The sequence below is a fragment of the Pseudomonas sp. E6002 genome, from assembly GCF_013385565.1.
GTDB lineage: Bacteria > Pseudomonadota > Gammaproteobacteria > Pseudomonadales > Pseudomonadaceae > Aquipseudomonas.
Window position 1 is genome coordinate 1 of sequence record NZ_JACAPT010000033.1, and the last position, 24,546, is coordinate 24,546.

Here is a 24,546-nt window from a genome sequence, read left to right on the forward strand (position 1 = left end):
TGTAAGAGCGAAACCATAAGCCGCCGTTACCTAAATAACGGATAAACACCCCTCACCCCCCCTTCAACTCTTCAATCATAATTTCCCGCATCCGAAACTTCTGGATCTTCCCCGTCACCGTCATCGGAAACTCATCCACAAATTTGAAATGCTTGGGCATCTTGAAGTGCGCAATCCGCCCCTTGCACCACGTCTGCAGCTCAAGCTCATTAGCCACATGCCCCGGATGAAACTTGATCCACGCCACAATCGCCTCACCGTAACGCTCATCCGGAATCCCGATCACCTGCACATCCGCCACCGCCGGATGAGTAAAGAAAAACTCCTCCAACTCCCGCGGGTACACGTTCTCACCTCCGCGAATGATCATGTCCTTGTTACGCCCGGCGATGCACACGTACCCATGTTCATCCATGGTCGCCAGGTCGCCGGTGTGCATCCAGCCCGCCTCGTCGATAGCCTCACGAGTGCTGTCAGGATTATTCCAGTAACCGAGCATCACGCTGTAGCCCCGGGTACACAGCTCCCCTACCTGGCCCCGAGCAACCGTGTTACCGGCGTCATCGATAATCTTGCTTTCCAGCTGTGGCTGGGTCCGGCCAACCGTCGTAACACGCCGCTCAAGGTCATCATCCGGCCCGGTCTGCAACGACACCGGGCTGGTTTCCGTCATGCCATAGGCAATCTGCACCTCACTCATGTGCATCTCGCCGATAACCCGGCGCATCACCTCGATCGGACAAGTGGCGCCCGCCATGATCCCGGTGCGCAGGCGCGACAGGTCGAACTCGGCGCGGCGCGGGTGATCAAGCATGGCGATAAACATGGTAGGCACCCCGTATAGCCCGGTGGCCTGTTCTTCGGCGACGGCAGCCAGGGTCAGCAATGGGTCGAAACCGTCACTCGGGTAGATCATCGTGGTGCCATGGGTGATGCAGCCCAGGTTACCCATCACCATGCCAAAGCAGTGATACAGCGGCACCGGGATCACCAGGCGATCTTGCGCCGTCAGGCCCAGGCTTTCGCCAACCATGTAGCCGTTATTGAGGATGTTGTGGTGACTGAGGGTGGCGCCCTTGGGGAAGCCGGTGGTGCCGGAGGTGTACTGGATATTGACGGGTTGATCGAAGTGCAGGCCGGCCTGGCGGATCTGCAATTGCTCGGGCGGGACGCCTGCCCCGAGGGCCGCCAATTGCGACCAGGGCGTAAACCCCGGGGGCGGGCTGGGATCAAGGCTGATGATGCCGCGCAGGTCAGGTTGAAGCTCCTGCAACATGCCGTGGTAATCGGAGGTCTTGAACGACCCGGCGCACACCAACCACTGGCAACCGGATTGCTTGAGTACGTACTCCAATTCACTGCTGCGATACGCCGGGTTGATATTGACCAGAATCACGCCGATTTTGGCGCTGGCGACCTGGCTGATGCACCACTCGGCGCAGTTGGGGGCCCAGATGCCCAAGCGGTCGCCGGCCTGCATCCCCAAGGCCAGGAACGCACGTGCATGCAAGTCAACCGTCTCTGCCAGTTGCCGCCAGGTGTAGCGACGCTGTTGATGGCCCACGACCAAGGCTTCGCCGTCGGAGTAGCGCGAAACCGTTTGATCAAAGGCCTGGCCGATAGTCATGGCCAGCAAGGCCTTGTCCTGACAGCCGCGGCTGTAGCTCTGATTCGATTGATCCATAACGACCCCTGTTGTCTTTTTTGTAGGTTGACGTAAACGTAAACTACGATTGACAGGCCCGCAACGCAAGTTTACGTTAACGTAAAGGTGATCGCCCTCCCCGGCGTATTGGCCATACAAAAACAACGCTAGAAGGTGCCCGTCCATGAGTTACCCCTCCCTGAACTTCGCCCTCGGTGAAACCATCGACATGCTGCGCGACCAGGTGCAGTCCTTCGTGGCCAAGGAACTGGCGCCGCGCGCTGCGCAGATCGATATCGACAACCTGTTCCCCGCCGATATGTGGCGCAAGTTCGGCGATATGGGCCTGCTGGGCATCACCGTGCCGGAAGAATACGGCGGCGCCGGCCTGGGCTACCTGGCCCACGTGGTGGCCATGGAAGAAATCAGCCGGGGTTCGGCTTCGGTGGCGTTGTCCTACGGCGCGCACTCCAACCTCTGCGTCAACCAGATCAACCGCAACGGCACCCATGAGCAAAAACTCAAATACCTGCCCAAGCTGATCAGCGGCGAACACATCGGCGCACTCGCCATGAGCGAGCCGAACGCCGGCTCCGATGTGGTCTCCATGAAGCTGCGCGCCGATAAACGCGGCAGTGTGTATGTGCTCAACGGCAGCAAGACCTGGATCACCAACGGCCCTGATGCCAATACCTACGTGATCTACGCCAAGACCGACCTGGAAAAGGGTGCCCACGGCATCACCGCGTTTATCGTCGAGCGCGACTCGAAGGGCTTCAGCCGCAGCAACAAGTTCGACAAGCTCGGCATGCGCGGCTCCAACACCTGCGAGTTGTTTTTCGATGACGTCGAAGTGCCGGAAGAAAACATCCTCGGCGCACTCAATGGCGGCGTGAAAGTGCTGATGAGCGGCCTCGATTACGAACGCGTTGTGCTGTCCGGCGGCCCGACCGGGATCATGCAGGCCTGCATGGACCTGATCGTGCCCTACATCCATGACCGCAAGCAGTTCGGCCAGAGCATCGGCGAGTTCCAGCTGATCCAGGGCAAGGTCGCCGACATGTACACCCAGCTCAACGCCAGCCGCGCCTACCTGTACGCGGTGGCCCAGGCCTGCGAGCGCGGCGAAACCACGCGCAAGGACGCCGCCGGCGTGATCCTCTACAGCGCCGAACGCGCTACCCAGATGGCCCTCGACGCGATCCAGATTCTCGGCGGCAATGGCTATATCAATGAATTCCCGGCTGGCCGTCTATTGCGTGACGCCAAGCTGTATGAAATCGGTGCCGGCACCAGTGAAATCCGGCGCATGTTGATCGGTCGCGAACTGTTTAACGAAACCCGCTGAACGGAGCGCGCACCATGGCTACCCTGCACACCCAGCTCAACCCGCGCTCGGCGGAATTCGCCGCCAACAGCGTAGCGATGCTCCAACAGGTCGACGCCCTGCATACCCTGCTCGCCCAGGTGCAGCAAGGCGGCGGCGCCAAGGCCCAGGAGCGGCATACGTCGCGGGGCAAGCTGTTGCCCCGCGAGCGGATCAATCGCTTGCTCGACCCTGGCTCGCCGTTCCTTGAACTCAGCCAGCTGGCGGCTTATCAGGTGTACGGCGAAGACGTGCCCGCTGCCGGGGTGATTGCCGGGATTGGCCGGGTGGAAGGCGTCGAATGCATGATCGTCGCCAACGACGCCACGGTGAAAGGCGGCTCGTACTACCCGCTGACCGTCAAGAAACACCTGCGCGCCCAGACCATCGCCGAGCAGAACCGCCTGCCGTGCATCTACCTGGTGGACTCCGGCGGCGCCAACCTGCCGCGTCAGGATGAAGTGTTCCCGGACCGCGAGCACTTCGGACGAATCTTCTTCAACCAGGCGAACATGAGCGCCCAGGGCATCCCGCAGATCGCGGTGGTGATGGGCTCCTGCACTGCCGGTGGTGCCTATGTGCCGGCGATGGCGGACGAAGCAATCATGGTCCGCCAGCAAGCCACCATCTTCCTCGCCGGCCCGCCGCTGGTGAAGGCGGCGACCGGAGAAGTGGTCAGCGCCGAAGACCTGGGCGGTGCCGATGTGCACTGCAAGATTTCCGGGGTGGCCGACCACTATGCCGACAGCGACGAACATGCGCTGGCCCTGGCTCGGCGCAGTGTGGCCAACCTCAACTGGCGCAAGCTGGGGCAATTGCAACAACGCACGCCGCTGGCGCCGCTTTATAGCAGCGAAGAGCTGTACGGCGTGATTCCGGCCGACGCCAAGCAACCGTTCGATGTACGCGAGGTGATCGCGCGATTGGTGGACGGCTCGGTGTTCGATGAATTCAAGGCGTTGTTTGGCACCACTCTGGTGTGCGGCTTTGCGCACCTGCACGGCTATCCGATTGCGATCCTGGCCAACAACGGCATCCTCTTCGCCGAGGCCGCGCAAAAAGGCGCGCACTTTATCGAACTGGCCTGCCAGCGCGGGATTCCGCTGTTGTTCCTGCAAAACATCACCGGCTTCATGGTCGGCCAGAAATACGAAGCCGGCGGCATCGCCAAGCACGGCGCCAAACTGGTGACAGCGGTAGCCTGTGCCAAGGTGCCGAAGTTCACCGTGATCATCGGCGGCAGCTTCGGCGCCGGTAACTACGGCATGTGTGGACGCGCCTACGACCCGCGCTTCTTGTGGATGTGGCCCAACGCACGCATCGGCGTGATGGGCGCCGAACAGGCCGCCGGCGTGCTGGTGCAGGTCAAGCGTGAGCAGGCCGAGCGCGCCGGCCAGGGTTTCAGCAGCGATGAGGAAGCGGCAATCAAGCAGCCGATCCTCGACCAGTACGAAACCCAGGGCCACCCCTACTACTCCAGCGCACGGCTGTGGGATGACGGCGTCATCGACCCGCTGCAGACCCGCGACGTGCTCGCCCTGGCCCTGTCCGCCGCGCTGAACGCCCCCATCGAGCCGAGCCGCTTCGGCGTGTTCCGCATGTAAATGGAGCTGCACCCCATGAGCGATTTCAACACCCTCGAACTGATCACCGACCCCCGTGGCTTTGCCACGCTGTGGCTCAGTCGTGAAGCCAAGAACAACGCGTTCAATGCCGAAATGATCCGCGAACTGATCATTGCCCTGGACCGGGTGCAAGGCGATCCGGCCCTGCGTTTTCTGGTACTGCGCGGGCGCGGCAAACACTTCAGCGCCGGCGCCGACCTGGCCTGGATGCAGCAGTCGGCCGAACTGGATTACCACACCAACCTGGACGATGCCCGAGAACTGGCGGAGCTGATGTACAACCTCGCCAAGCTGAAGATCCCGACGCTGGCGGTAGTCCAGGGTGCGGCCTACGGCGGTGCCCTGGGGTTGATCAGTTGCTGCGACATGGCGATTGGCGCCGACGATGCGCAGTTCTGCCTGTCGGAAGTGCGCATTGGCCTGGCGCCGGCGGTGATCAGCCCGTTCGTGGTGCAGGCGATCGGTGAGCGGGCTGCCCGACGCTATGCCCTCACGGCAGATCGCTTCGGCGGCCAGCGGGCGCGGGAAATCGGGTTGTTGGCGGAGAGTTATCCCGCTGATGAGTTGGACGTTCAAGTCCAATTGTGGATTGCCAATCTGCTGCTCAACAGCCCGGCGGCCATGCGCGCCAGCAAGGACCTGCTACGGGAAGTCGGCCACGGTGCCCTGACGCCAGCATTGCGTCGCTACTGCGAAAACTCCATCGCCCGGATCCGCGTCAGCGCCGAAGGCCAGGAAGGCCTGCGTGCCTTTCTGCAAAAACGCGCGCCCAACTGGCAGCCTCAGGAGCCGCGTTCATGAAGACGCTTACTACCGTATTGGTAGCCAACCGTGGCGAAATCGCCTGTCGGGTGATGCGCACCGCCAAGGCCATGGGCCTGACCACCGTGGCCGTGCACAGCGCCACCGACCGTGACGCGCGGCACACCCGCGAGGCTGATATTCGTGTGGACCTGGGCGGCAGCAAGGCCGCCGACAGCTACCTGCAAATCGACAAACTGATTGCCGCGGCCCAGGCCAGCGGCGCCCAGGCGATTCACCCGGGTTATGGGTTTCTTTCGGAGAACGCAGGGTTTGCCCGCGCCATTGAAGCCGCCGGGTTGATCTTCCTCGGCCCGCCCGCCTCGGCCATTGATGCCATGGGCAGCAAATCGGCCGCCAAGGCGTTGATGGAAACCGCCGGCGTGCCGCTGGTGCCCGGTTACCACGGCGACGCCCAGGATCTGGAGACTTTCCGCCAGGCAGCCGAGCGTATCGGTTACCCGGTGCTGCTCAAGGCAACGGCAGGCGGCGGCGGCAAGGGCATGAAGGTGGTCGAGGACGTCAGCCAACTGGCCGAAGCGTTGGCCTCGGCACAGCGTGAAGCACTGTCCTCCTTTGGCAATGCGCAGATGCTGGTGGAAAAGTATTTGCTCAAGCCGCGTCACGTGGAGATCCAGGTGTTCGCCGACCAGCACGGTCACTGCCTGTACCTCAATGAGCGCGATTGCTCGATCCAGCGCCGCCATCAAAAAGTCGTCGAAGAAGCCCCGGCGCCGGGCCTGAGTGCCGAGCAGCGCAAGGCCATGGGCGAAGCGGCCGTGCGTGCGGCCCAGGCCATCGGCTACGTGGGCGCGGGCACCGTGGAGTTTCTGCTGGACGCCCGGGGCGAGTTTTTCTTCATGGAGATGAACACCCGGCTGCAGGTGGAACACCCGGTGACCGAGGCCATCACCGGCCTGGACCTGGTGGCCTGGCAGATCCGCGTGGCCCAGGGCGAGCCGCTGCCGATGACTCAGGAGCAAGTGCCGCTGCTGGGGCATGCGATTGAAGTGCGCCTGTACGCCGAGGACCCGGCCAACGATTTTCTGCCGGCCACCGGGCACCTGGCGCTGTACCGCGAATCCACGCCAGGGCCCGGGCGCCGGGTAGACAGCGGCGTCGAACAAGGCGACAACGTGTCACCGTTCTACGACCCGATGCTGGGCAAGTTGATTGCCTGGGGCGAGGACCGCGAACAGGCGCGCCTGCGGCTGCTGGGCATGCTCGATGAATTTGCCGTGGGTGGACTGAAGACCAACCTGGGCTTCTTGCGGCGCATTATCGGCCATCCGGCGTTTGCCGCTGCCGAGCTCGATACCGGGTTTATCCCGCGTTATCAGGATGAGCTGCTGCCGGCGCCTGGCGAATTGAGTGAGGCATTCTGGCAGGCCGCCGGCCAGGCGTTCATGCAGACCCAACCGAGCACTGACACCCGTTCGCCCTGGGCCGACACCCGAGGTTTTCGCGCAGGCTTGCCGGGCGAGGTTTCCCTGCACCTGAGCTGCAACGGCCAGGATCGCCTGGTAATGCTGCAAGCCGGCGTCAACCCGCCCCAGTTGCACGGCGAACAATTGCTGATCGACCAGTACGGCGTGCGCCGCTCCCATCTGGCGGTACGCGAGGGCGGCAGTGTGTTTTTGCGCTGGGACGGCGAGGTGCACAGTGTCAGCCTGTTCGACCCGATTGCCGCCGTCGATGCCAGCCAGTCCCATCAGGGCGGCCTGGCCGCACCGATGAACGGCAGCATCGTGCGAGTGCTGGTGGAAGTCGGGCAAACGGTTGAAGCCGGTACGCAGTTGGTGGTGCTGGAGGCCATGAAGATGGAACACAGCATTCGCGCGCCCCATGCCGGCGTGGTCAAGGCGCTGTACTGCCAGGAAGGCGAAATGGTCGGTGAAGGCAGCGCACTGGTGGAGCTGGAAGCCGCGAGTTAAAACCTCGTGACCGCCTGCGCCACCACGCCGATGATCCGGCACTCTTCACTGAACAGCATCTTCGGGTACGTAGGGTTGAGCGGCACCAGGTAAAGCTGGCCGCCCTGCCTGACCCATTTGCGCAAGATCGCCTGGGAATCAAATGCCCATTGGGCCACCACCAGTTTGCCGGGCTCGGGCTGGATGGCCGGGTCCACCAGAATCATCGTGCCTTCATTGATACTCAAGCCGCTGGGGGCGGTCATGGCGTCGCCAGTCACGCGCATCCAGAACGCCTTGCCACGGGCGTGATAGTCGCTCATCTGAAAACGAGTAACGCCGTACGGCCGAGGTTCTTCCTGCAATGGGTAGCCTCCCTTCCCTTCGCTCACCGGGTAACGGTAATTCGGGTTGTAGTGCGGCGCCGGCTGCAGTTCCTCGGCAACCGCCGCGAGCGCTTTTTCGCGAACCACCAGCGCGACCTCGAGCCCATCCAGGCCCAGCTCCTGCATCACCCGGTTCATATCGGCAAGGCTCGGCACCCGACGCTTGTTCAGCCAGTGGCCGACCCCGCCCTGAGACATGCCCAGGCGCGACGCCAGTTGGTCCTGCGTGACCTTGCGGTCTTTCATGTTGGCCTTGACCAACGCTATCCATTTATCCATGGGCCCTGACAATACGTTGTGTACTCACCACGACAATAAACAGTTTGTAGTAATCAATAAAACGCCATAAATACGATTAGTACTAATATCGATTGCAGGCTTTCGACACCCACACAGAGCACTGCCCTTATGACGACCACCCCGTATACCCTGCCCGACACCTGCGATGAAGACGAGCGGCTGTTCCTGCGCAGCAGTGGCGCCGCCCAACGCGCGCTGGACTATTACCTGAAAGAGGATGCCGCACCGCCCTCCGTTGACGACACGTTGTTCGAGGTCAAGCCCGGCATCAGCGACGAGGAGGCCCTGGTCCACGCCTCCGACCTGCTGCGCAGCGCCGCGGCCACTGCGTACGAATCGGCAAACAGCGCCCACGGCAATAGCCGGGACCTGGCGTTTTCAGTGGTCTATTTGATCGATATGGCGAAGGTGATGGTGGAGCGGTCACTGCGGCTTTCGGCGAGGGGCGCCGAACAGCCGGCCTGCCTGTAACAGGCACGCGGGAAAAATATTTCTATCCGAGGGATAAAAACATTTGACTTGCAAATGATAATGATTATTATTGGACCTAGCTGATCGCGAGATCAGTCGATAGACCAAGAGACCTTAGGTCGGACTCTTGGAATATCTCCTCATCAGGCTAATCACGGTTTTTGACCCGGCTCTTTGGCCGGGTCTTTTTTTTGCCAGTTTTTCCCTGGCGTGACTTCAGGCTAATGAAGACTGTGTGTTGCTTGATGGCGCGCATGGTAGCAAAAGACCATCGCCAAAAGAAAGTCGATCGAGCGCTCTAGGCCGGTTCTTTCAAAAATAGCACTTGAGAATCAATCTCATAGATTCTAAGCTGCGGCGGCGTCATGGACGACGCCCCCTCTTCACCCGCAAAAATTGCATCCAGGCTTTGCCCCGCTCCGGTGTAAAATGCCCGCCACAACACTCATATTCAGGCAACCAGACTATGACCGTGGCCTTGACCTCCATCAAGATCAGCACCGACTTCGACAGTGGCAATATCCAGGTGCTCGACGCCAGTGATGCTCACCAGTTGCTGCTGGCGATAAAGCCCGATACGCGCAGCCAGCACTTCCAGTGGTTCCACTTCAAGGCCGAAGGCATGCACGTGGGTCACACCCACACCTTCCGCCTGAGCAATGCCGGCCACTCGTCTTACAAGCACGCCTGGAGCGGCTACAACGCCGTGGCGTCCTACGACCATATCAACTGGTTCCGGGTGCCCACCCGCTTTGATGGCGAAACGCTGCACATCACCCTCGAAACCCGTGAAAAACAGGCCTGGTTCGCTTACTTCGAACCCTACAGCCGCGAACGCCACGACTGGCTGATCGACCAGGCGCTGAACCGCGCCGGCACGCAATTGCTGGCCACCGGCAAAAGTGTCGAAGGCCGTGATATCCAACTGCTGCGCCGTGGCAAGGGCGAGGCCAACAAGCGCAAGGTCTGGATCATCGCCCAGCAGCATCCCGGCGAGCACATGGCCGAATGGTTTATGGAAGGCATCATCGAGCGCCTGCAGCAGGACGGTGACGCCGAGCTGAAAAAGCTCCTGGCCGCCGCCGACCTGTACCTGGTACCGAACATGAACCCCGATGGTGCGTTCCATGGGCATCTGCGCACCAACGCCATGGGCCAGGACCTCAACCGCGCCTGGCAGAGTGCGAGCCAGGAGATCAGCCCCGAAGTACTGTTCGTCCAGCAACAAATGGAAAAGTACGGCGTTGACCTGTTCCTGGATATCCACGGCGACGAGGAAATCCCCTATGTGTTCACCGCCGGTTGTGAAGGCAACCCGGGCTACACGCCACGTATCGAGCAGTTGGAAAAACACTTCCGCAGCCACCTGAGCAACCTCACCCGGGATTTTCAGACCGCGCATGGCTACACCCGCGACCTGCCGGGCGAAGCCAATATGACCCTGGCGTGCAACAGCGTCGGCGAGAAGTTCGATTGCCTGTCCCTGACCCTGGAAATGCCCTTCAAGGACAACGACGACGCGCCCAACCCGCACACTGGCTGGTCGGGCAAACGCTCGATGCAGTTGGGCAAGGATGTGTTGAGCAGCGTGGCGGATATCGTCGGCGTATTGCGCTAAACATCCACGATCCCGGCGACGGCTGCATCACAGCAACCGTCGCCGGGGAAGGCTTCAGTCCTTGCTGCCGGTCATGCTTTGCAACACACCATCACGCCGGATCAAACCGTGGAACAGCGCCGCCGCCAGGTGCAACAACACCGTCAGAAACAGCAAATACGCCAGGTAACCGTGAGCCTTGCGCAACACGGCAAACAACGGCGCATTCGCCCCCACCAGCGCCGGCAACTGTACCGAACTGCTGAGCATCACCGGGTCGCCGGCCGCTGAAATCATCGCCCAGCCCAGCAGCGGCAACACCAGCATCAACGCATACAGCACCACGTGGGAGGCCTTGGCCGCCAGCACTTGCCACAGCGGCAAGTCGGCAGGCAGCGGCGGCTGGCGCGTGGAAAAACGCACCACCAGGCGCACGATCACCAGCGCCAGGATCGCAATGCCCAGCGGCTTGTGCAGGTGGATCAGCCACTCATGGCGTTCGGAAACCGAGGCCACCATGCCCGCGCCGATAAACAGCATGGCGATGATCATCAACGCCATCAGCCAATGCAGCAGCCGCGCCAGCGGGGCGAAAAACCGGGGTTGGGCATTCATGGCTTCGACTCCTGAGGGGCGCTGTGCAGCTGGCTGACTTCGCTGGTGCGACGCAGGTAGGAACTGGCGTACGCCGCCGAACGGGCGGCCAGCAATGGGTCATTCGAGGCTTCGATACCGCTCGGCAGCACCAGTGGATCAAAGTTGATGTCACGGCAATCACCGTCCATTTGCGGCTGGCTGCTGTCCAGCACCAGGGTCCCGGCATTCAGCACCTTGTGCTCACCGGTCCAGGTCTTGCTGGCGTCATCCACCGGGTCGCCCGGGTTGGCCAGGGTGAGGTTCAACTGCCAGCGCAACGGCCCGGCCACCAGGCGCTGGGCCAGGTCTTTTTCGAGGAAGTCGCTGCCGGCGGGCGCCGTGGCCCCCGCAGCATCCTGGCTTTGCGGTACGACGCCCCAGCGCACGGCCTGGCGTTGGCCGCTGGCGTTTACCAGGTAAAACGCGTTGATGCCGTTATAGGTTTCAGTGGCATAGCTGGCAGACGGTTTGGCGGTCTTGACCCAGGCCAGGAACGGCGCGGTCTCGGGGTGCGCCGCGAAGAACGCCGGCATGCCTGCCGGGTTCGGCTTGCCGGTGGCCGGGTCAGGTGCGCCGGCCTTGAGCATCTCGAAGAAGGCCTCGGGCGTGCCCACCGGGAACACCGGCATGCTGTTCATCCCGGTGCGCCATTGCTGGCCGTTGGCCAAGTTGAACTGCAAGGCAAAACTGCGGATCGGCACGCTGCTGTCCGGCGCATACGGGTTGCCGCTGGGCAGCGCAAAACGCCCGATAACCGGGGTACGCGCCTCGCTGAATACCTGGGCACTGGAATACTGGCGCGCTTCGGGGCTGCTCTCGAAATAACCGGCCACGCACACGCCCTTGGCATGGTTACGCCGGTAGCCAGGGTGCAAGCCGTTGTTGGTTTCCAAGGCATTGACCAGGGTTTTGGGACGCAACCGCTGTGGGTCGAGGCTCCCGTTGACGTAGGCGAACGCCCCGGCCACGACGGCAACCACCACGCCGATGCTGGCCAACCGAATTATCAGGCTTGCGGTGCTCAACGGCGGACGGGGCGGTGATGAGTGATCTACCATGAAATAACTCCAGGGCCCAAGGCCTTGAGTGGGTGAAACATAAGGTCGGAACACTTGGGACGAACGCCAGCGCACTCTATTCCCTGGCCTGCTGTTTATTTTTATTGGCCTGGAATAACCTTCAACGCCGGACGTCTTCCTAGTCCCAGCGTAGTGACTAGCCAGAATCCCATGCACGAACTCGACGAACAGTTACGTGAACTCATCCCCAGGTTGCGGCGTTTTGCCGTGTCCCTGACGCGTAACACCAGCAGCGCCGACGACCTGGTGCAGGCGAGCCTTGAGCGCGCGATCATCAGTTGGGCCGACAAACGCCTCGAAGGCGACTTGCGCGCCTGGCTGTTCTCGATCCTCTACCGGCAGTTCCTCGACGCCCATCGGCGCTCCCGGCGGTACACACGCATGCTGGAATTTTTCACCGGCCGCGATGATTCGCAGCCGTCGGTCGAGCGCACCGTCATCGCGCAATCGACCCTGCAAGCCTTCGACAAATTGAACACCGAACAGCGCGCCCTGCTGCTGTGGGTCTCGGTGGAAGGCTTGAGCTACAAAGAAGTCGCCGACATCCTCGAGGTGCCCGTGGGCACCGTGATGTCTCGCCTGTCGCGCGCGCGCCAGGCCCTGCGCCAGCTCAGCGACGGCGAAATCACCAGCCCTGCCCTGCGGATACTCAAATGATCAGCCTGCCTCCCAGCGAACGCGATTTGCATGCCTACGTCGATCACCAGCTCCTGGACGCCGACCGCCGCCAGCTCGAAACCTGGCTGGCGGCCCACCCGGACGTCGCCGCCCAGGTGCACGCCTGGCAACAGGACGCGCAGCACCTGCGGGCATCGTTGAGCGGCGCACTGCAACAACCCGCCAACCCCGAGCTGGACCCGGCCCTGATTCGCCAGCGGGTCAAGCGCCAGTCACGCCGCCATCTCGCAACCGCCGCCATGCTGTTGATTGCCGTCAGTGTCGGCGGCCTCGGCGGCTGGCAGGCCCGCCAGGCCACGCTGCTCGAGAGCATGGCGCCCATGAGCGACGCGATGCAGGCCTACCGCCTGTTTGCCCAGGACGGCATCTTGCCCGCCGACTACCACGTGCAAAGCGGTGGCGACATGCAAGGCTGGCTCGACCGTTACTTCAACCAGGCCTACCGCCTGCCGGACCTGAGCCAGGCCGGGTTCAAGGCGGTCAGCGGGCGCCTGCTCAGTACCGAACAAGGCGCGGCGGCCATGGTGCTGTATGAAGACCCCCAAGGGCGACGCATCAGTTTCTATATCCGTCCGCCAGGCCCGGAAAACAAATTCCTGCCCCGTGGCAGCCGCAGTGCCGACGGGCTGCAGGCCGAATACTGGTCGGGCGCGGGCTACAACTATGCGATGGTCAGCCCGCAGGACGCCTCGACCACGCAGATGCTAAAGCAGACGATGCGGTTCTAGAACGCCACATCCAGCACCACGTTATCGACGTAGGTACCGGCTGGCGGCGTGGCCTGGTTGCTATAGATCGCCGCGTTGTAGTTGAACACTTGGCTACCGGTGCCCAGGCCATTCCCGGGGTTCACCTCAGCCGTGGAGCTGGCGCGCCGGGCAGTGGTCACGCTGCCCCAGCGAGTGGTGGTGGCGCTTTTGAAGATATCGTAATTGAGGAAGTTGCTCCCCGAGATCATCCGCCGCTGCCCGCCCACACTCACCGGGTTCTGCCCGTCGCTGATGCCCACGGTGTAGGCACTGCCCTTGGTGCAGGCAATCGTGGCTTGCCCGCTCACGCTGGAAAAACCACTGATCACCGGGGCGCTGCCGAAGCTGATGTTGGGCGCGGTGATCGTGCAGTCATTGGCCACGGTCATGCTGACGGTCAACGTCGTGGTGCCACTGTTGATATCCCGCCCCAGACAAATCCCGCCGATACCAATGCCCGAGCAATAGTTCCAGTTCCAGAAAATACTCAGGGTTTCGCTATAGGTGCCGGCCGCCACGTTGCTGCCGATCGTCGTGCTCATGTAAAGCGGCAAGGTTTTCGTGCCCGGCCCGGAAATCAGCCCGGCGGTTTGCGCGATGCCGCCGGGCCCGCCAAAGTCGAACGCGGTGCCCCGGGTCATCGGAAAGCCGGTGGTGTTGTTGGCATAGACCGTGTAGCTGATCACATCACCGGTGGGCCCAACCATGCCGCCCTGGGAGGAACCGGTGATGGTGGCGTAAAAGTGGTCGGTGGAAGCCAGCAACGAAATCAGGGCAGAGGTACAGTTCAAGCCGCCGGAGGTGGTCGAACTGGTCTGGGCGGCAGTGCGCACGGTCATCGAACTCACCGACGTGCCAAAGCTGGCTGGCACGGTCGCCCCCACCGAACACAAGGCTTGCGCCTGCTGCACGCCCCCAAGGCTCGCCAACACCAGCATTCCCGACACCCATCCCTTGACCCGCACACCCACACTCCTTATCTCATTGGCAAACCAGCGGCCCGATCAGCGGCACCTGCTCCTCGTTGATATCCACGTCGAACGTTGCCTGGCAGGTACGGCCCTCACCCACAGTGACTTGCAAGGTGTTGTGGGCCGCCAGGTTCTCCAGGTACACCAGGCCATCCCAACCCACCACCGCGCGCGCCCCGGTTTGCTCATGACGCACCTGGCTGCCCAGGGGCAGGTCCTGATGCCGGGCATCCACCAGGGTGATACTGGCCGCGATCACCCGGCGCACCGGGAACTCCAGCAGGTAGCCGCTGCCGCGCCGCACCGCCACGCGCTGCTCGACATTCGGGGTCTGCACGTTGACCGGCAGGTTCAGCGGGTCGATTTCATACTTGCCGCGGTAATAAGCGCTGCTCCACGGTACCAGCAGGTGCCCATTACGGTCGGTTTCCCCCACCAACTGGTTTTCATAGAGCACCGGCACACCGGAATAGCCGTCGGTGCTCACCACCACAAACGCGTCATTGACCTGGTTGGCGGTGAACACCTGATTGTCCATCCACACCAGCGAGCCACTGGCATCCGCCCAACGGGTCTCGGCGTCACTGCTGCCGTACACGCCCGCCTGCAATTGCACCGACTGCATGCGCCAGGTCAGGTCGGCCTGGCGATAGGCCGGGCCGTCGCCACTGGCATACCCCAGGTTGTAGCCCACGCCGCCCTCGGACGGGACCGCCCGGCTGTAGTTGACCCGCTGGCGACTTTCGCCGGCCTGGCTGCGCTCGTTGCTCAAGGCCAGGCTGCCGTAGACGTCGAACGGGATGACCAACTGCGCCTGCATGGCCCAGTTGCTGTCACCCACCTCACGGTTGGCCGACAGATAGAAACTGGTGTTGCGCCACAGCTGTTTGCTCCAGGTGAGGTTCATCAGCCGGGTGCGGGAGTCATCGGCCGCCTGTACATCGAAATAGCCGGCACCGATGCTGCCGAAATCGTTGAGGTTCAGGCTCAGGGTCACCTGCTCGCTGCGCTTGCTGAGGCTCGCATAAGGCGTGTCGACCAGGGTCAGGTCGGCGTACTGGTCGCGGCGTTCTACTCGCTGGTATGACAGGCTGTAGCGCTGGTTGCTGTATTGATAACCGAAGCTCAGTTGCTGGCCGGTCTCGCCATCAAACTGGCTTTGGCTGAGGGCGGTATTGAGCACCCCGAAGTTGCCCAGCCGCACGTTGCCGCCGAGCCCGCCCAGGGTCAGGTCGCCTGAGGCTTCGGCATGGCTTTCCAGGGTGAAGTAGTCCGACACCCCGTAACGAAACGTGCCGCTGGCCACGCCCGGCCCGTAGCCAAAATCCCGAATGGTGTAGTCGCGGCGCAAATTACCGGCCGCCACGGAAAAATCCGACAGCCCTTTTTGCAACAACGTACTGGTGACGTAGAACGGCACGGTGGTCGACACCTGCCGGCCCAGGGCATCGGTGGTGACCACCACCGCTTCGCCGGCGCCGTTGATAAACGGCACGTTGGTCAAGGTGTACGGGCCCGGCTGCAGATCTGCGCTGCTGGATTTGTAGCCATTGATGAACAGGTCCACCGACGACGGCACCGCCGCCTCCCCGGCAAATTGTGGCAAGGGGTAAGTCACCAGGTCCGGGCGTACGCCGAAATCCCGCGACACTTGCACCCCGCCCAGGCGTACCGAACTGCTCCACGGCAATGCGCTGCTGATCACGTCGCCCGCCTCGTAGGTCAGCAGGCGCTCATCGTCGGAAAAGCGCCAGGTGGTGTCATAGCGCCGGTAGCCATTGTTCAAAGTGCTGCCGCTGGCCTGGCCGCCAAAGGTGGTGCGGTATTGGCCGGTATTGGACAAGGTGCCCCAGGTATCGAACAGCCGCACTTCGTTGAAAATGCCCAGGTATGTGCCGGCGTCATCGGTGTCGTTCAGGTAAGCGTCATAGTTGAGCAACGCACCAAAACTGGTGAGTGCCTGGGCGCGCGGGTAGTTGTTGCGGCTGCCGATGAACTGCGCCGGCAACCACGCCGGCGGTACCGTCAACATGAGGCGCTGGCCCTGGCTGTCGTAATCGGTGTGCAGGCCCGGCAGGTGGTCCAGCGCGACCTCGGTGGTGATCTCGGCCGGCAGCTTCATGCCCACGTCCCGCAAGGTGGCCGCCGGCACAAACAGGCCGCCGGCGCGCTGATCCACGGCCACCACCCGGCCAGTGTCCATCTGGTTGACCACCAGTTCGAGGAACAACTGTGCATCGGCAACAGCCTCCATGTTGCTGGGCGGCGGCGGCAACGGCGCGGCCACGCCAAGCGGCGCAAGCACCAGGCCCGCCAGGCCGCCCACCACCCACACCGATCGCCATCGACTACGAGCCCAACCATGGCTCACCAAGGCTTTGTGTCCATCAATGGACATCTCCATCCGTTAAGACCAAGGGCTGCTCCATGCCCTATTCCATTGCGTTACCGTCCCGGCGCAAGGTTCTCCAGTTGCGTTGCGCCATTGACTCGCACCTGCAGCGGCTGATCGCCCGCGACACCTTGTGGCACCGGCCAGCGCATGGTTGCGCCCGGCAGTACATAGCCGAGCAGGCCGTCAACCAGCGGCCGGGTCTGCCCGCCCTGCTTGAACGCCACATCGGTGAGCCGCGCGTGCACCGCGCCCTGGTTGCGCATCTCCACATAGTTGCGCCCGCCGACGGTGACTTTTTTCCAGCTCAGGTCAGGCTTGCCCGCGCCCTTGGGGTCGCGCTGGCGCGTCGCGTCTTCCTTGCTCCACAGGCCTGCGCCGTAGGCGAACAACGGCACCGAATAACGCATCTGAAAGCGGATGGCTGCGGCCGTCTTGCCATCGGCTGCGGGGGTTTCAGGGGTGGCGGCGGGGATTTCGTCGATGATGATCCGATAGGCCAACTCCTGGCCCGGCGGCACTTCCCGGGTCCGGGTCAGGCGCACCAATTGCTTCTGCCCCGGTTCGATCTTCGCCACCGGCGGGCTGCCGATCACGTCGCGCTGGTTCTGGTACTGCTCGTCAAACCCGCCCTGGCTCCAGGCAAATACCCGGATCTGCAGGTTGGCAGTCTCTGTACCGCGGTTCTCCAACCACAAGGCGCTGGCCTGTTGATCGGCCTCCAGCACCGGGTCAATGGGCCAGATCAGCACCGAACTGGCAGCCTGGACCTGCCCACCGCCCAACGCCACCAGACCGATAAAACCCGCAACCCAATACCGCCGGGAAGCTGCAAACATAGATTCCACTCCTCATGCCAATCGCCTTACCAGGACAGCTGCACCTGCAGCACGTCGCTGTACGTCCCCCCAGGCTGATTACCCGGTAACACCACCCGGCCGTAAATCGGCAGGGTTATATTGTTCGCGTTGCTGTAGGCCACGCTGACGCTTTGACTGATCCCCAGGCTCTGGCTCAGGGCCGCGTCCTGAAACAGCTGGTACGCCACTTGAGCACTGCCGCTATTGAGCTGCATGTGCCGGCCACTGGCGTTGTACAAGCCGCCGTTGACGCTCATGTTCAAGGTGACTCCCGGGGTGCATTGCAGCGTTACCCCGCTGCTCAGCGCCACCGACACCGTGCTGGTGGACAACGACGAATAGCTGCCGAACGCCAGGCTGCCGTAGTTCGTGCCGCCGCCCACCACCAGGCAGCCTGCGGCAATCGTCGCGCTGACCTGGATCGTCTGGCTGGTCACCGCCAGCAACGACAACGGCATCCCCCAACCCGTGATGACCGCCAGCGTCGCCCAGCAGGCCCGCTTCATGGCACTAGAACGTCAGTTGCACCGACACCGTGTCGGTGTAGGTACCCGCCGGCAGACCTGCCTTGCCCACGGCCTGGCCGTAGATGTTCACGGTTTGCGCAACGCCCGTGCTCGCGCCTACGTTGATGGTTCCGTTGATAGCCAGGAGCGTCGAATGCCCGGTGTCGGTGTAGAAGTCATACGGCACATAGTTGGCCACGCCGTCGTACAGCGCCCGGGTGCCGCCCGTGGACTGGCCGTCATGGGACCCGGCACCCACAGTGATCACCGGCGAGGTGCCCGAGGAACACTGGATCGACAACGCGCCTCCACCGCCACCCAGCACCTGGCCGGACTGCGTGGTGAACTGGCTGTTGGTGGTACCGAAATTGATCGTACCGAAGTTCAAACCGGTGGTGCCGCCCACGCCGTTGACCAGGCAACTGTTGGTCAGGATCAGCGTGGAGCTGATCTGCCCGGTGACCGTCGTGGCCGCCTGGGCACCCGATACCCAGGCCAGTGCGACCAATGGGAGAACTGCTTTAGATACAAGTGCATGCATGATGTCCATCCTCATGAATTACCAATCCAGAGTCACCGTCAGGGTGTCTGTGTAGATGCCGGCCGGTAGGGCCCTGGTATTCGCCACCACCGAGCCGAATACCGGGATCGGTACCTGTGCGCCCTTGGTCACGACGAAATTGCGTTGCTGGCCGATGCTGTAGGTGCTTCGGCCCGCAGGATCGGCCGACAGCCGATACGGTATGGTTTGCCGGCCATTGCTCAAGCGCCGGGTGATGCCGTCGCCATGGGCGCCGCCGTCGATGGTCACGGTGAAACTGCTCACCACCGACGGGTTGCAGGACACCGCGAGCGCGGCCTTGTCGCCATCACTGATGCCGGCACCCAGGCCCTTGTCCCAAGTGGGTCCGTGGCTGCCGAAATCCAGCAAGGCCGAGCCGCCATCCGGGCTCACCGGCGCGCTGTCGGTGCCTTTGCTCACCTGGCAACTGGCGGTAATCACCAGCCGTGCGTGAATCTGCCCGGCGACCGCCGCCTGGGCGTCCTCGGCCAGGAGCAACAGGCCGCCCAGCGCGATGCAGGCCAGGGCGCGGCTTACCATGTCACCGTCACTTTGAGCAGGTCGGAATAACGCCCCACGGCCGGTATTTCCTTGAGCGGCTCGATGCGTCCGTAAAGTGGCAAGTCCACCGTGCCGGAATCGGGCACACGGCCGCTCAACGGTACGTCCACGGCCAAGGGGATGCGGCGTGCGGCATCGGCATAAATTCGATAGGGAATGGGTTTGATCGAGGGGGCAGCAGCGCCCAGGTAACGTACTTCGCCGATGCCGCCATGCAGGCCGCCGTCGACACGCATCTGATACGGCGTATCCGGGTTGCACTCCAGGCGTGGCTGGCGCTGGCTGATCAAGGCTGCACTCAACGGGCCTGCCGGGTCATCCAGCCGGGAGCCGCTGCCGAAATCCAGTACGCCGAGCTGCTCGATCCCTGCTTCACGCGTGGTGCCGACCAACTGGCACCCCCGCTGCACGTCGATACGCACCTCAACCTGGAGCTGTGCACCATAAACCGTGTTGCAGAGCATCGCGCTCATGATTGCCAAGACTGCGTGTCCCTTCACTGCCCCAAATCCTTATACAGGGGTGACTGCTGTGTATGAGGTTAGTCACTTGAAGGGAATCCGCCAGTCAGGTCGGTGTTTTGGATCCATTGACCCATGCCTTTTCCAGATAGCTCGCGCCGTGCATCTCTATTGGTCAAACCGCAACCGGCGCTCTAAAGTGAGCGACCACCGAAACACAGAGTGACTGACATTGGCTGCTTTACCGCCCCTGCTCAAACGGTTGCTGGGTAAACCCGCGGCGACCACCGCCGCCCCCGGAATCAGCGCATTCTTCCAGGGCAAGGCCCGGCAACAGCGCTATACCCTCAGCCCAAGCCAGCAACAGGTGATCGAGACCATGGCCCGGCAAACCGACCATCTGCTGGCCGGGCGCCCTACCCGCAGCCTGTACCTGCACGGCGCCGTCGGCCGGGGCAAGAGCTGGTTGCTGGACGGCTTTTTCCAGGCGTTGCCGATTGCCGAGAAACAGCGCGTGCACTTCCACGACTTTTTCGCCCGTCTGCACCAGGGAATGTTTGCCCATCGCCAGCAGCGCGATGCCTTGGCCGTGACCCTGGATGAGTTGCTCGATGGCTGCCGCGTGCTGTGCTTCGACGAGTTTCACGTACACGATATCGGCGATGCGATGCTGATCAGCCGCCTGTTCAAGGCCCTGTTCCGGCGCGGAGTCTGGGTGCTGGTAACCTCCAATTATCCGCCCGCCGGGTTGCTGCCGAACCCCTTGTACCATCAGCGGTTCAAGCCGGTGATCGAGCTGATCAGCGCGCGCATGGACGTCATGGAAGTCAGCGCCCCCCAGGATTTTCGCAGCCTGGCCCAGGCCCATGGCGATCAGCGGTTCAGCACTGGCCAGTTCGTGTGGCCGGGGACTGCCGCGCAACGCCAAGCCCTGGGCCTGCCGTCAGCGGATCAGGCCCCGGTCAGCCTGACCGTCGGAGCCCGGCAATTGACTGCCCGCTGGCACCAGGACCGCAGCATTGCCTTCACCTTCAGCGACCTGTGCGAACAACCGACCGCCGTCATGGACTACTTGCAGCTGTGCCGCGACTATGAACGCTGGATCATCGACGGCCTGCCGCACCTGGCGGACTGTCCGATTGCCGCCCAGCAACGGTTCATCAACCTGGTGGACGTGCTCTACGACCAGGACAAGCAATTGGTGCTGATCGGCGAGCAGCCGCTGGAGCAATCCCTGAGCGGCCAGGCCATCGATTTGGCGCGCACCGCCAGCCGCCTGGGGCAGTTGCAGAAGATCGGGCCGCAACCCGCTATCATGAGCGCCATTCACGCCCCTATTGCCGAGTGACGCGCCGTTCATGGATACCCTTGCCCAACTCAAGGCCGGCCAACTGGCCGGTATCAAACGCCTGGACCTGCGCTGTGGGCTGACCGAGTTCCCTCGGGAAATCTTCGACCTGGCCGACTCCCTGGAAATCCTCAACCTGACCGGCAATGCCCTGAGCAGCCTGCCGGATGACCTGCACCGCCTGCCCCATTTGCGCGTGCTGTTCTGTTCGGAAAACGCCTTTACCGAACTGCCGCAATGCCTGGGCCAGTGCGCGCAGTTGAGCATGATCGGCTTCAAGTCGAACCAGATCAGCAGTGTCCCGGCGACGTCGCTGCCACCCTTGCTGCGCTGGCTGATCCTCACCGATAACCACATCAGCCAATTGCCGGACGAACTGGGTGAACGGCCTTTGCTGCAAAAACTGATGCTGGCCGGTAACCACCTGGAGCAGTTGCCGCAAAGCCTCGCCCAGTGCAAAAACCTCGAACTGATCCGCATCGCCTCCAACCGCATGACCCGCCTGCCGGACTGGTTGCTGACCTTGCCGAGCCTGACCTGGCTGGCCTACGCCGGTAATCCGGTAGAGATGGCCGTGGAAGAGGCCCGCCATGACGCGACGCCGAATATTCCCTGGTCCGAGCTGGAATTGAGCGAAGTGCTGGGTGAAGGCGCTTCCGGAATCATCCGCAAAGCGTACTGGGCCCCGTCAAACGGGCCGGTCAAGGCGGTCGCGGTCAAACTCTATAAGGGCAGCATTACCAGTGACGGCTCGCCCCTGCACGAAATGCACGCCTGCATCGCCGCCGGACTGCATGCCAACCTGATCAAGGTAGAAGGCCGTGTCGTCGACCACCCGGAAGGCCAGGCGGCGCTGGTGATGCAACTGATCGAACCGAACTATCGCAACCTTGCGGCGCTGCCGAGCCTGGCGTCGTGCACCCGGGATATCTACGAGCCCGGCACCCGTTTCAGCGCAGACGTTGCGCTGCGCATGGCCCGGGGCATCGCCTCGGTGGCGGCGCACCTGCACGCGCAAGGCATCACCCACGGTGATCTGTACGGCCACAACATTCTGTGGAATGAAGCCGGTGAATGTCTGCTTGGGGACTTTGGTGCAGCGTCGATTCACGCCACGGTCGACAGCCAGGAAACCCGCGCGTTGCAGCGCATCGAAGTCAGGGCGTTCGGGGTGTTGCTGGGGGAATTGCTGGAAAGGATTGATGCGGGGTTGAGCGAGGAAAAGCGCGTGGCGCTGGAAGCCTTGCGGGACAACTGCTGCCAGCCGGATGTGCTGGCCCGGCCCGGGTTCGAGGAAATCACAAGCTTGTTGCAGTCTTCCAAACTCCGCTAAACCCAATGTGGGAGCGGGCTTGCTCGCGAATGCGGTGTGTCAGTCAATACATGCTTGGCTGGTACACCGTATTCGCGAGCAAGCCCGCTCCCACATTTGGACCGGGTTCACATCAAATCAGAATCAACCCGCCAACCCGACGAACATGTCCTGCACGTCGTCATGGTTGTCCAGGCCTTCGAGGAAGGCTTCGACTTCGGCCATCTGCTCATCGCTCAAACCGCTCACCGGGTTCTTCGCGATGTAGCCCAGCTTGGCCGACAACACGGTGAACCCCTGCTCCGGCAAGGCTTTCTGCACGGCGTCCAGGTCGGTGGTCTCGGTGATGAACAGGGTCGTGCCCTCTTCTTCGCCTTCCTCGAAATCCTGGGCACCGGCTTCAATCGCGGCCATTTCCGGATCGGCTTCCGGGCTGTCCGGCGAGGCTTCGATCAGGCCCACATGGTTGAAGTCCCAGGCCACGGAGCCGGACGCGCCGAGCTGCCCCTTGCGGAACGCCACGCGGATTTCCGCCACGGTGCGGTTGATGTTGTCGGTCACGCATTCAACGATCAGCGGCACCTGGTGCGGGGCAAAACCTTCGTAGGTTACGCGGTGGTATTGCACGGTCTCACCGAGCAGACCGGCGCCTTTCTTGATCGCGCGTTCCAGGGTTTCCTTGGGCATCGAGGCCTTTTTGGCCTGCTCCACCACCAGGCGCAAATGTGCGTTGGTAGCAGTGTCGGCACCGTTGCGGGCGGCAATGGTGATCTCTTTCACCAGCTTGCCGAAGATCTTGCCCTTGGCATTGGATGCCGCTTCTTTATGTTTGACTTTCCACTGTGCGCCCATGACTCACTCTCTTCTGTCCATCGCGCCGAGACGTCTACTGGCCGGCGCTTTGGGGGCAGAGTTTATAGCGCTGAAACACTCTAATCCACCAAAAAACCGGCCATGCCCCTCAGGTCCGCAAGGGATTGATGGCGCGTTCACGGTCGGGCACGAAGTCGCCCACCTGCGCCAGCACCGCCGGCCTGGCGTTCCAATAGGGCATCAACACCAGGGAGGAAAACAGCGCGGCACCGGCAAACACGATAAACACCGTGACGGTGTCGAAGTAGCCCGGCAGCAAGCCGCCAAGGATCGCCCCCACCGAACCGCAGCCGTTGACGAACCCCGCCGCCGTCGCGCCGGCCTTGGCGGTACCGAAGTCGATGGCGGCGGTGCTGCTGATCATCGAGTCCGGCCCGTACAGGGTCAGGCCCATCACAAACAGCAGCGCCATCACCAGCGCCACACTGCCGGTGTGCAAGGCGCCCATGAACAACGCCAAGGCCACGGTCAGCGCCAGCAGGCTGAGGACACAGGCCGGCATGCGCCGGGCGCCGAACAGTTTGTCGGACGCCATGCCGATCATGATCGGCCCCAGCAACCCCGCCAGCTCGAACGCCGTCGGCACAATCGCCGCGCCGACCTTGCCCACCGACGGCATCTGCTCATACACAATCACCGGCCCCCACAACAGGATCGCGTAACGCGCCGGTTTCAACAGAAAGTACGCCAGCCCCAGGGTCAACACCGTGCGGTTGCGCAAAATGGCCCGCAGCGGCTCCAGCACACTGGCGTTCTTCTCGGCGGCAGTCTGTTCCGGTTCCGGTTCCACTGCCGGTAACCCCACATCCTGTGGCGTGTTGCGCTGGAAAATGAAAAACAGCACCGCGACCACGAAGACCACAGCCGCACTGGAGATAAATGCCGCATGCCAGGTGCCGATCAGCGTATACGCCCACCATCCGGCAAACGGCGACGCCACCAGGCCACCAAAGGCGTAGCACGAGCTCCATAAACCCAGCACCCGGCCACGCTGCTGCGCCGGGAAGAAACTGCCAAGGTTCTTGCACAGCCCGGACCAGCCGGTGGACTGGGCCAGGCCCTGGATCAACATGCACGTGACAAAGATCGGTAACGTGGCAAACGTGCCCATCACCAGGGCGGCGGCGGCTGAAATCACCAACCCGCCGAGTACCACCACACGCGGCCCGAAACGGTCGGCGAGCATGCCCCAGGTGAATTGGCCAACGGCGTAGGCCGCCAGGTAGATGCCATCCAGGTTGGCCATCATCATCTTGTCCAGCGGGAAACTCGGGTCGTCGACGATCCCCAGCTTGGCCACCGAAAAAGCCTTGCGGGTGAAATAGAAGGCCGCGTACGCCAGCCAGGTGATGGCGAAAATCTGCACGCGCCAACGCTTGATGTGACTCAAGGGAGTATTCATGGTGGTTCTGACCTCGGGTGTGAGTGTGCCGGCAGAATGAAAAGCAAACGCC

Annotated in this window: 23 protein-coding genes; 10 read left to right on the plus strand and 13 right to left on the minus strand. The window is 62.6% G+C overall.

Annotated elements, in window-relative coordinates; genetic code table 11:
- Nucleotides 1–52: 52 nt before the first annotated feature.
- Entirely contained in the window at nucleotides 53–1,684 is a 1,632-nt protein-coding gene (locus HX815_RS25685) for an AMP-binding protein (RefSeq protein ID WP_087694671.1), read from the minus strand.
- Between the two features lie 145 nt (nucleotides 1,685–1,829).
- On the opposite strand from HX815_RS25685, the gene HX815_RS25690 reads away from it, so the two are divergent.
- From HX815_RS25690 to HX815_RS25705, 4 genes are read left to right on the plus strand one after another with little or no spacing between them, the layout of a single operon-like run.
- On the plus strand, nucleotides 1,830–2,993 hold the full coding sequence (locus HX815_RS25690; RefSeq protein ID WP_003212472.1) for an isovaleryl-CoA dehydrogenase: 1,164 nt from the start codon (nucleotides 1,830–1,832) through the stop codon (nucleotides 2,991–2,993).
- 14 nt (nucleotides 2,994–3,007) lie between these two features.
- Nucleotides 3,008–4,615, plus strand: a complete 1,608-nt coding sequence (locus tag HX815_RS25695) for a carboxyl transferase domain-containing protein (RefSeq protein ID WP_008431506.1) — start codon at nucleotides 3,008–3,010, stop codon at nucleotides 4,613–4,615.
- A gap of 15 nt (nucleotides 4,616–4,630) precedes the next feature.
- Complete coding sequence (locus HX815_RS25700) at nucleotides 4,631–5,437, plus strand: gamma-carboxygeranoyl-CoA hydratase (RefSeq protein ID WP_177029085.1); 807 nt, start codon at nucleotides 4,631–4,633, stop codon at nucleotides 5,435–5,437.
- Complete coding sequence (locus tag HX815_RS25705; RefSeq protein ID WP_177029086.1) at nucleotides 5,434–7,371, plus strand: acetyl/propionyl/methylcrotonyl-CoA carboxylase subunit alpha; 1,938 nt, start codon at nucleotides 5,434–5,436, stop codon at nucleotides 7,369–7,371. The genes HX815_RS25700 and HX815_RS25705 overlap by 4 nt, the downstream gene beginning before the upstream one ends.
- Here HX815_RS25705 and HX815_RS25710 read toward each other — a convergent pair.
- Nucleotides 7,368–8,015: a LexA family transcriptional regulator gene (locus tag HX815_RS25710; protein ID WP_177029087.1), complete on the minus strand. Its 648-nt coding sequence runs from the start codon at nucleotides 8,013–8,015 to the stop codon at nucleotides 7,368–7,370. The genes HX815_RS25705 and HX815_RS25710 overlap by 4 nt on opposite strands.
- A gap of 129 nt (nucleotides 8,016–8,144) precedes the next feature.
- Here HX815_RS25710 and HX815_RS25715 point away from each other — a divergent pair, with 129 nt between their 5' ends.
- Complete coding sequence (locus tag HX815_RS25715; protein WP_177029088.1) at nucleotides 8,145–8,507, plus strand: DUF6124 family protein; 363 nt, start codon at nucleotides 8,145–8,147, stop codon at nucleotides 8,505–8,507.
- 466 nt (nucleotides 8,508–8,973) lie between these two features.
- Nucleotides 8,974–10,125 carry a M14-type cytosolic carboxypeptidase gene (locus tag HX815_RS25720; RefSeq protein WP_008431496.1) on the plus strand — a complete coding sequence of 384 codons (1,152 nt, stop codon included), beginning with the start codon at nucleotides 8,974–8,976 and terminating at the stop codon, nucleotides 10,123–10,125.
- Nucleotides 10,126–10,179: 54 nt separating this feature from the next.
- On the opposite strand, the gene HX815_RS25725 is transcribed toward HX815_RS25720, so the two are convergent.
- Together HX815_RS25725 and HX815_RS25730 are read right to left on the minus strand one after the other, a co-directional pair.
- Nucleotides 10,180–10,719: a cytochrome b gene (locus tag HX815_RS25725; protein ID WP_003212459.1), complete on the minus strand. Its 540-nt coding sequence runs from the start codon at nucleotides 10,717–10,719 to the stop codon at nucleotides 10,180–10,182.
- Nucleotides 10,716–11,798 carry a catalase family peroxidase gene (locus tag HX815_RS25730; RefSeq protein ID WP_177021353.1) on the minus strand — a complete coding sequence of 361 codons (1,083 nt, stop codon included), beginning with the start codon at nucleotides 11,796–11,798 and terminating at the stop codon, nucleotides 10,716–10,718. Before HX815_RS25730 ends, HX815_RS25725 begins: the two co-directional genes overlap by 4 nt.
- A 171-nt stretch (nucleotides 11,799–11,969) precedes the next feature.
- Here HX815_RS25730 and HX815_RS25735 point away from each other — a divergent pair, with 171 nt between their 5' ends.
- On the plus strand, nucleotides 11,970–12,476 hold the full coding sequence (locus HX815_RS25735; protein ID WP_003212456.1) for an RNA polymerase sigma factor: 507 nt from the start codon (nucleotides 11,970–11,972) through the stop codon (nucleotides 12,474–12,476).
- A complete protein-coding gene (locus tag HX815_RS25740; protein ID WP_177021352.1) occupies nucleotides 12,473–13,225 on the plus strand; it encodes an anti-sigma factor in 753 nt (250 codons plus the stop codon). Before HX815_RS25735 ends, HX815_RS25740 begins: the two co-directional genes overlap by 4 nt.
- On the opposite strand, the gene HX815_RS25745 is transcribed toward HX815_RS25740, so the two are convergent.
- Genes HX815_RS25745 through HX815_RS25775 form a run of 7 tightly spaced genes read right to left on the minus strand, consistent with a single transcriptional unit; the run spans nucleotide 13,222 to nucleotide 19,562 of the window.
- Nucleotides 13,222–14,184, minus strand: coding sequence for a spore coat U domain-containing protein (locus tag HX815_RS25745; RefSeq protein ID WP_177029097.1), 963 nt, complete (start codon nucleotides 14,182–14,184; stop codon nucleotides 13,222–13,224). The genes HX815_RS25740 and HX815_RS25745 overlap by 4 nt on opposite strands.
- Before the next feature lie 43 nt (nucleotides 14,185–14,227).
- Nucleotides 14,228–16,621, minus strand: a complete 2,394-nt coding sequence (locus HX815_RS25750) for a fimbria/pilus outer membrane usher protein (protein WP_177029089.1) — start codon at nucleotides 16,619–16,621, stop codon at nucleotides 14,228–14,230.
- 41 nt (nucleotides 16,622–16,662) lie between these two features.
- The gene (locus tag HX815_RS25755) at nucleotides 16,663–17,448 is read right to left on the minus strand and encodes a molecular chaperone (protein WP_177029090.1); all 786 of its coding nucleotides are present in this window, start codon (nucleotides 17,446–17,448) and stop codon (nucleotides 16,663–16,665) included.
- A 26-nt stretch (nucleotides 17,449–17,474) separates the two neighbouring features.
- Nucleotides 17,475–17,975, minus strand: a complete 501-nt coding sequence (locus tag HX815_RS25760) for a spore coat U domain-containing protein (protein WP_008431486.1) — start codon at nucleotides 17,973–17,975, stop codon at nucleotides 17,475–17,477.
- A gap of 4 nt (nucleotides 17,976–17,979) precedes the next feature.
- Complete coding sequence (locus HX815_RS25765) at nucleotides 17,980–18,516, minus strand: spore coat protein U domain-containing protein (protein ID WP_032898768.1); 537 nt, start codon at nucleotides 18,514–18,516, stop codon at nucleotides 17,980–17,982.
- 18 nt (nucleotides 18,517–18,534) lie between these two features.
- The gene (locus tag HX815_RS25770; RefSeq protein ID WP_003212440.1) at nucleotides 18,535–19,077 is read right to left on the minus strand and encodes a spore coat protein U domain-containing protein; all 543 of its coding nucleotides are present in this window, start codon (nucleotides 19,075–19,077) and stop codon (nucleotides 18,535–18,537) included.
- Nucleotides 19,071–19,562: a spore coat U domain-containing protein gene (locus HX815_RS25775; protein WP_218166240.1), complete on the minus strand. Its 492-nt coding sequence runs from the start codon at nucleotides 19,560–19,562 to the stop codon at nucleotides 19,071–19,073. Before HX815_RS25775 ends, HX815_RS25770 begins: the two co-directional genes overlap by 7 nt.
- A 229-nt stretch (nucleotides 19,563–19,791) precedes the next feature.
- Between HX815_RS25775 and zapE the strand changes: the two genes are divergently transcribed.
- Together zapE and HX815_RS25785 are read left to right on the plus strand one after the other, a co-directional pair.
- The gene (gene zapE / locus HX815_RS25780; RefSeq protein ID WP_177029091.1) at nucleotides 19,792–20,907 is read left to right on the plus strand and encodes a cell division protein ZapE; all 1,116 of its coding nucleotides are present in this window, start codon (nucleotides 19,792–19,794) and stop codon (nucleotides 20,905–20,907) included.
- A 10-nt stretch (nucleotides 20,908–20,917) separates the two neighbouring features.
- A complete protein-coding gene (locus HX815_RS25785) occupies nucleotides 20,918–22,240 on the plus strand; it encodes a leucine-rich repeat-containing protein kinase family protein (RefSeq protein WP_177029092.1) in 1,323 nt (440 codons plus the stop codon).
- 123 nt (nucleotides 22,241–22,363) lie between these two features.
- Here HX815_RS25785 and HX815_RS25790 read toward each other — a convergent pair whose 3' ends face one another.
- Nucleotides 22,364–23,071, minus strand: a complete 708-nt coding sequence (locus HX815_RS25790) for a YebC/PmpR family DNA-binding transcriptional regulator (RefSeq protein WP_003212432.1) — start codon at nucleotides 23,069–23,071, stop codon at nucleotides 22,364–22,366.
- Nucleotides 23,072–23,180: 109 nt separating this feature from the next.
- On the minus strand, nucleotides 23,181–24,494 hold the full coding sequence (locus HX815_RS25795) for an MFS transporter (protein ID WP_177029093.1): 1,314 nt from the start codon (nucleotides 24,492–24,494) through the stop codon (nucleotides 23,181–23,183).
- Nucleotides 24,495–24,546 lie beyond the last annotated feature (52 nt).

Coding starts and splice junctions, on each gene's coding strand:
- HX815_RS25685 (WP_087694671.1), bottom strand. CDS start 1,684: ATGGATCAATCGAATCAGAGCTACAGCCGCGGCTGTCAGGACAAGGCC.
- HX815_RS25690 (WP_003212472.1), top strand. CDS start 1,830: ATGAGTTACCCCTCCCTGAACTTCGCCCTCGGTGAAACCATCGACATG.
- HX815_RS25695 (WP_008431506.1), top strand. CDS start 3,008: ATGGCTACCCTGCACACCCAGCTCAACCCGCGCTCGGCGGAATTCGCC.
- HX815_RS25700 (WP_177029085.1), top strand. CDS start 4,631: ATGAGCGATTTCAACACCCTCGAACTGATCACCGACCCCCGTGGCTTT.
- HX815_RS25705 (WP_177029086.1), top strand. CDS start 5,434: ATGAAGACGCTTACTACCGTATTGGTAGCCAACCGTGGCGAAATCGCC.
- HX815_RS25710 (WP_177029087.1), bottom strand. CDS start 8,015: ATGGATAAATGGATAGCGTTGGTCAAGGCCAACATGAAAGACCGCAAG.
- HX815_RS25715 (WP_177029088.1), top strand. CDS start 8,145: ATGACGACCACCCCGTATACCCTGCCCGACACCTGCGATGAAGACGAG.
- HX815_RS25720 (WP_008431496.1), top strand. CDS start 8,974: ATGACCGTGGCCTTGACCTCCATCAAGATCAGCACCGACTTCGACAGT.
- HX815_RS25725 (WP_003212459.1), bottom strand. CDS start 10,719: ATGAATGCCCAACCCCGGTTTTTCGCCCCGCTGGCGCGGCTGCTGCAT.
- HX815_RS25730 (WP_177021353.1), bottom strand. CDS start 11,798: ATGGTAGATCACTCATCACCGCCCCGTCCGCCGTTGAGCACCGCAAGC.
- HX815_RS25735 (WP_003212456.1), top strand. CDS start 11,970: ATGCACGAACTCGACGAACAGTTACGTGAACTCATCCCCAGGTTGCGG.
- HX815_RS25740 (WP_177021352.1), top strand. CDS start 12,473: ATGATCAGCCTGCCTCCCAGCGAACGCGATTTGCATGCCTACGTCGAT.
- HX815_RS25745 (WP_177029097.1), bottom strand. CDS start 14,184: ATGCTGGTGTTGGCGAGCCTTGGGGGCGTGCAGCAGGCGCAAGCCTTG.
- HX815_RS25750 (WP_177029089.1), bottom strand. CDS start 16,621: ATGGAGATGTCCATTGATGGACACAAAGCCTTGGTGAGCCATGGTTGG.
- HX815_RS25755 (WP_177029090.1), bottom strand. CDS start 17,448: ATGTTTGCAGCTTCCCGGCGGTATTGGGTTGCGGGTTTTATCGGTCTG.
- HX815_RS25760 (WP_008431486.1), bottom strand. CDS start 17,975: ATGAAGCGGGCCTGCTGGGCGACGCTGGCGGTCATCACGGGTTGGGGG.
- HX815_RS25765 (WP_032898768.1), bottom strand. CDS start 18,516: ATGCATGCACTTGTATCTAAAGCAGTTCTCCCATTGGTCGCACTGGCC.
- HX815_RS25770 (WP_003212440.1), bottom strand. CDS start 19,077: ATGGTAAGCCGCGCCCTGGCCTGCATCGCGCTGGGCGGCCTGTTGCTC.
- HX815_RS25775 (WP_218166240.1), bottom strand. CDS start 19,562: ATGCTCTGCAACACGGTTTATGGTGCACAGCTCCAGGTTGAGGTGCGT.
- HX815_RS25785 (WP_177029092.1), top strand. CDS start 20,918: ATGGATACCCTTGCCCAACTCAAGGCCGGCCAACTGGCCGGTATCAAA.
- HX815_RS25790 (WP_003212432.1), bottom strand. CDS start 23,071: ATGGGCGCACAGTGGAAAGTCAAACATAAAGAAGCGGCATCCAATGCC.
- HX815_RS25795 (WP_177029093.1), bottom strand. CDS start 24,494: ATGAATACTCCCTTGAGTCACATCAAGCGTTGGCGCGTGCAGATTTTC.